Origin of the sequence: Paraburkholderia sp. BR14320, assembly GCF_040948665.1 — a bacterium.
GTDB classification, from domain to species: domain Bacteria; phylum Pseudomonadota; class Gammaproteobacteria; order Burkholderiales; family Burkholderiaceae; genus Paraburkholderia; species Paraburkholderia youngii.
In genome coordinates, this window is record NZ_JBFPKG010000117.1 from 1 (window position 1) to 5651 (window position 5651).

General features: G+C 59.0%; 4 protein-coding genes and 2 pseudogenes. 2 read left to right on the forward strand and 4 right to left on the reverse strand.

Annotated features, from left to right (window positions below):
- Window positions 1-426: transposase (locus AB3X89_RS38670; RefSeq protein ID WP_368587868.1), on the reverse strand; the 426-nt coding region annotated here is incomplete at its 3' end.
- Window positions 427-758: 332 nt separating this feature from the next.
- Window positions 759-1804 (reverse strand): annotated as a pseudogene (locus tag AB3X89_RS38675) (IS110 family transposase).
- A gap of 89 nt (window positions 1805-1893) precedes the next feature.
- Here AB3X89_RS38675 and AB3X89_RS38680 point away from each other — a divergent pair.
- A pseudogene (locus tag AB3X89_RS38680) lies at window positions 1894-2076 on the forward strand (transposase); the annotation flags it as partial.
- A gap of 220 nt (window positions 2077-2296) precedes the next feature.
- Window positions 2297-2995 (forward strand): Bax inhibitor-1/YccA family protein, encoded by a 699-nt coding sequence (locus tag AB3X89_RS38685; RefSeq protein ID WP_368587869.1) that lies wholly within the window; start codon window positions 2297-2299, stop codon window positions 2993-2995.
- A 132-nt stretch (window positions 2996-3127) separates the two neighbouring features.
- On the opposite strand, the gene AB3X89_RS38690 is transcribed toward AB3X89_RS38685, so the two are convergent.
- Both AB3X89_RS38690 and AB3X89_RS38695 read right to left on the reverse strand, forming a co-directional pair.
- Complete coding sequence (locus tag AB3X89_RS38690) at window positions 3128-3814, reverse strand: transposase (protein WP_368587870.1); 687 nt, start codon at window positions 3812-3814, stop codon at window positions 3128-3130.
- 35 nt (window positions 3815-3849) lie between these two features.
- Window positions 3850-5436, reverse strand: coding sequence for a transposase family protein (locus AB3X89_RS38695; protein ID WP_368587871.1), 1587 nt, complete (start codon window positions 5434-5436; stop codon window positions 3850-3852).
- Window positions 5437-5651 lie beyond the last annotated feature (215 nt).

The window sequence follows — 5651 nt, forward strand, 5'->3', positions numbered from 1 at the left end:
CCAACGACGCCTACGGCAAGCGGGCGTCCACGGCGTAAGCACCTTATTCCTTAGTCGAATAGGTTTTTCTGACTTCATAACCATAAAGCTTATGATAGCAATTTGACCGGATCTTGGCCGGACGCCATCAACCGCTCGATAAAGGTAAACCCACTTACCACGAATCTTCAGGTAGGTCTCATCGACACGCCACGACTGACCGGTGGGCCTGCTAAAGCGGTTCCACCGTTTGACGAACTCCGGCGCAAAGCGCCGCACCCAGCGCAGGATCGTCGTGTGCGCCAGCGACAGACCCCGTTCTGCCATTTCGACAAGATCGCGCAGGCTAAGCTTGTAGCGCAGGTACCAGCGAACGCACAGAATGATCACATCGCGGTCAAAGTGACGGCCTGCGAACAGTTCGTCCAGGCTTTTCAGCTTGCTCATCGTCGGTTCCCAATTCGTTCAGCCCGACACCTTAACCGATTCGCCCCCGCTCGATTTGCACCATGTATGGACGACTCCCTGTTGTCAAGCAGTCTCAGTTTTCTGGCATCAGGTCGAGGTTGCAGCCATGTATCCGGGCTCAGTTGGCAGCACTCGCTGCGGGCCCACGATGAATATCCGCGAATGGGTACCCCATCAGAGCCTCGGGCTTGGTTGCCCTTGGTGCAAAGCGGGTTTGGCCCACCACGGTCCGACCGTTCCGCCATCGAATTGAAGTCTGCTCAAGCAACCTCTGGAAGTGAACGCTGTTTCACTGCTAATAGCGGGACTTGTCAATCCGTCAAGCTGGATGGCGTAGGCACATGGTTCGCCTGAAAGGGCTGATTTCGTATCAGCATGGCCCACGCCGTCCGTGCATTCTTTGCCGCGAGCGCCACAGCAGCGATATTTTTGTGCCGGCGTCGACACAGTTTCATCACCCAGGAATCAGCCATTTCGGGTTTGCTGGCTGCCATACGAATAACCGCGCCGGCGCCGTGAATCAGAAGTGTTCGTAATGCCGTATCGCCGCGCTTGCTGATGCCCAGCAGACGCGGCGTGCCGCCCGAAGAATGCTGACGCGGCACCAAACCCAGCCATGCAGCAAGTTCGCGGCCGCTGCGAAAAGATCCGGCGTTGCCGATCGAGGCTGCGAGGGCCGACGCGGTAAGTGGCCCGATCCCGGGTATTGTTTCGAGAAGCCGACCGGGCGCATCCGTGCGACGGATCGCGCGGATACGACCTTCGAGCTCAGCCACCTTGCTGCCAAGTTCGCGCAAGTGCTCGACGAGCATCTGGATTAACGCCCGGAACGGCTCAGAATGCCCATCGTCACGAGTGGAAAGAGCGGCCATGGCCCGTTGGCCAAGCAGTTGGATACCCTGTGGCAGCACGATGCCGAATTTTCGCCAAGAAGCCCGCGGATTTGGTTGGCAAGTGCTATGCGTGATTTGACCCGGCCGGTGCGTGCGCGATGCAGTGACAGCACTGTCTGTTGCGCCTGCGTCTTGAGCGGTACAAAGCGCATGTTCGGTCGCGTTATCGCCTCGCAGATTGCTTCCGCGTCGGCCGCGTCGGTCTTGTTGCTCTTTACGTAAGGCCGGACGAACTGCGGGGCGATCAGTCGAACGGTGTGTCCGAGCTTGGTGAGTTCACGGCCCCAGTAGTGCGACGAGGCGCACGCTTCCATGCCGATTACACACGGTTCGAGCGTAGCAAAATACCGAAGTACATTCGCGCGTCTTAGCTGTTTGCGTACAACGATTTCGCCTTGCGAATTCACTGCGTGAACCTGCATCACGCTCTTGGCCAGATCCAGTCCAACAGTCGCTATATTCATGATGAACGCTCCTTTGCCGTGGACGTCACGACTTCTCCACTTTGGCATAAACCGCTCGCTGGGTAGCGGGAGTCGTCCATCACATCAGATCCCTGCTGCCCGGCTACGCCCCGGACCTGAATCCAGTCGAATACCTTTGGGCCTGGCTCAAGCGGCACGCACTGGCTGATAACCTGGCCGAGCTGAAGCACACCGTTCGAAGCAAGCTCAATAGCGGCCAGAAGCGCAAATCGATTATCGTTGCCTGCTGGAAGCAAGCCGAGCTTTGGTGATGTGATGATTTACGTAACTCTCAATAGGGCAGCCTGTTCTCACCTCCCCGGCGCATTGCGCCGTCGCCACGCGCGCCGATGCCATCTCGAGCACTTCGCCCTTCGGACCCTCACTTCGCCGTGCACATCTTCCCATGCAGGGCCCTTCATGCATCATTGGCACCGTCAACGGACGATCGTTGAATCCCCCCGAAACCCGCAACCATTCGAAGGTGAAGCAGTGAACGACCGGAATTATAGCTTTGGTCGAGATAGTGCTGTGAGCGCGCTCACAGCTGGCAACCGCGTACTTCGGAATACCTACTGGCTGCTCGCGTTGTCGATGATCCCAACGGTGCTCGGCGCCTGGGTCGGTCTTGCCACCGGCTTCTCGCTGTTTGCCGCCACCAGTCCCGCCATGAGCATGCTGGCGTTCTTCGCGATCGCGTTCGGCTTCATGTTCGCGATTCAGCGCACCAAGGACAGCGCCGTCGGCGTCTTCGTACTGCTCGGCTTCACGTTCTTCATGGGGCTGATGCTGTCGCGCATTCTCGCGTTCGTGCTCGGCTTCTCGAACGGCCCGTCGCTGATCATGCTCGCGTTTGGTGGCACTGGTGTGATCTTCGCGGCCATGGCGACCATCGCCACGGTCAGCAAACGCGACTTCTCGGGCCTCGGCAAATGGCTCTTCATGGGCGTGATCGTGATCCTGCTGGCTTCGGTCGCGAACGTGTTCCTGCAACTGCCGGCACTGATGCTGACGGTTTCGGTCATGGCAATCGTGATCTTTTCCGCCTACATCATGTTCGACGTGCAGCGCGTCGTGAACGGCGGTGAGACGAACTACATCACTGCGACGCTAGCGATCTACCTTGATCTGTATAACGTGTTCGTCAACCTGCTTGCGCTGCTCGGCATTTTCGGCGGCAACCGCAACTAATCTTACGGCTTTATCAAGTTGACAGAACGTAGACTGTACGCGCGCCGGAAACGGTAGGTATCCTTGCTAAATAGCCTTACCGATGAGGGGCTTTGTTCAGCAGGGTAGGCCCGCAGTTGGTTGCGGACGCAACTAGAGCTTTTTGACGCAAACGGCCTTGCCGAAGCTGTTCCACAGATTCACGAGGTTCGCGATAATCACGCAGTCGACGTTCGCCTCGACTGCCAGCACCGCATTCAGGCCCGCCTCGTCGGAGACGTTGTCCCCGGTGATCGCGATGTGGTGGACATTCATCTGCGGGTCGATCGACAGGTGCATCTTGCGCCACGGCGTCTGGCTCGCGTCGCAGCCGTACTTCTGGCGATGCCATTCGCTGGCCCGGCCAAACTTCATCCCGCTGCTGTCGACGATCAAACTGATCGCCTCGCCTCTGGACAGGCAATCGGCGACGCGCTGGCAGCGCTGTTTGACCTGAATCTCAAGCGCGCGAAACCGCTCGCTGAGCAACCCGAAGCTCGGCACCGCGATGTCCAGTCCGCGCAGCGCCCAGAATTCCTGCATATGGCCGGTGATCTGCCGCATGCCCCAGTTGAACAGGCGGTAGAACGTGAAAATCAGTTCGAGGTACGCATCGCTGTAAGTCTGGGACTGGCCCGACACGCCCTGCTGGTAGGGCGTGTCGTTGATGAACAGCGCCTTCAGGTCGCCGTCGGGGCAGTACAGGCAGAGCTGTCCGCGCCGCTTCAGGCTCTCGTTGTACTCGTGCGCGTTGGTGACCGAGTAGTTCGGCTTGGGCCGCTTGCGCGTAGAGAGCGTCAAGCAGCGTGGCCGGCGTGTTGCCTCACGGGATCATGTTACTCCCGGGTAGTTGTCATTCTCCGATTGTTTTGCGATGAAGGCTGGTGCCGCGTAGCGGTGCCAGCCTTTATCGCGTCCGTGTCGCCGAGTATCTGGATGACCAGTTCTCTGGCACGGTTCGATCGCCATGCCTTCACCCTGCGTTGCAGCGTACGCAACTGGGCGCTGGAATACATCGCCGGTGCCAGTGCGACGAGCCGTTCATGCAGTTTCCTTGCTGTAATTCCGGGCTCGCTTTCAAGCCATTTCTGTATTGTCGGCCACGTGTGCTCGAACGGATCTTCCCGGCTGCGCCAAGTGTGGGGGACGTGCGCTTTTCGGTGATGCGTTGGTCTTACCTCGCCGTCCTGCCACGCTGTCCCGAGACTCGCCAGGAATTCCGCGAGAGGAACACGACCAGGTGCATTTGCGTCCGCCAGCGCCGTGCCGGATTCGCTACATTGCGCGACGTGCTGCTGAGCTTCGCGCATTCGGCTCAAGAGGTCCAGCGGGTCGAGCGCGCGAAACTGCGCGCGCAGTCTGCGTTTGGTCATCTCCGGAACCGACGCCGACCGCAAGGCGCGCTCAAGCGGCGTCAAGGGCGATTCATACCGCTTCGTGACCCTTGCGCCATGACGTGTCGTCGATTTCAGCTTGAATGAAGGCTGGAAGAAGTTGATGTACAGACGCGAGACCGCGTACAGAGAGGCAAGACTTTCCGTAGCTTCGAGTCCACGTAACCGGCCGTATCCGACGAGACGGCGCACGACTGATCCGTTTTTTTGCTCCACCCACGCCTGGTCGTTTTTCTTGTACGCGCGCGAGCGCGTCAGCTCGATACCCGTTGCTTTGCAGAAGTCGAATACAGCTTCGTTCATGAAAGCCGTATCGTTATCGCAATCCAGACCGCGAAGCGGAAATGGCAATGCTCGACGAACTTGTTCGACGTGCTCGAGAACGAACGCACCGCTTCGATAGGGCATGGCCAGGCATTCCGTCCATCCAGTCGCAATATCGGTCAGGACGAAGCTGTGCACGAAGTCGCCGTCGATCTTGGTGCCACCGCAATGCTCGACGAAATCAACCTCAAGGTAACCAGGCAGAGGATTATCCCAGTCAGAGAACGTCCGGATTGGCACCGCACGGCGAATCGCATTTCCGATCCCGCCAGCGCGTCGGCGTTGACCGGCAAAAGCCTGTTCGCGCACGTCACGTAATAGCCGGTCAATGGTGGCGGCACTGATCTGGTTCAACCGCTGGCGAACGTCCTTCGATAGCGTCATGTGGCCATGCCGTGTCATCGAGTCGATCAGCGTTGGGATGAGCGCCTTCAACCGTTTGCCGCAGATCCGATCGCCCGCCTCCCACAGGGTGATCAGCGCGGCACGCACCTCGTCATCGTAGCGTCGCTGCGGGCCGGGCTTCGTTCTTGAAGGCCCGGGCTCGCGGCACAGCACGCGAATAGCGTGCTTGCGATGATACCCGGTCACCTGAACGAATTCGTCCAGTATCTCGCACTTCTCAACGCGCCCCGAACGGCGGTACCGCTCGCCGACCGCTTCGACCAATTCCCGTCGTGTTGCCATGCTGAGCCGCCTCGCCATAAGTCGCTCCCGCCAGCATTCTGACGGGTAGCAAATTACATGAGGCAACGGCCTCGGCTCGGTAACAAATAACCTGAGTCAATGCGCCGGTGTTGCCTTTCGCCGTAAAGGAGCCGGGTGTTTTCGGCGTAATGGCGCCAGCGACAGGCGCCTGATTCGGGGCTCGAACGGGTATCAAGAATCCTTGTTTTTACCTCCTCTCGCAAGTGCTGATT

Coding starts and splice junctions, on each gene's coding strand:
- AB3X89_RS38695 (WP_368587871.1), bottom strand. CDS start 5,436: ATGGCGAGGCGGCTCAGCATGGCAACACGACGGGAATTGGTCGAAGCG.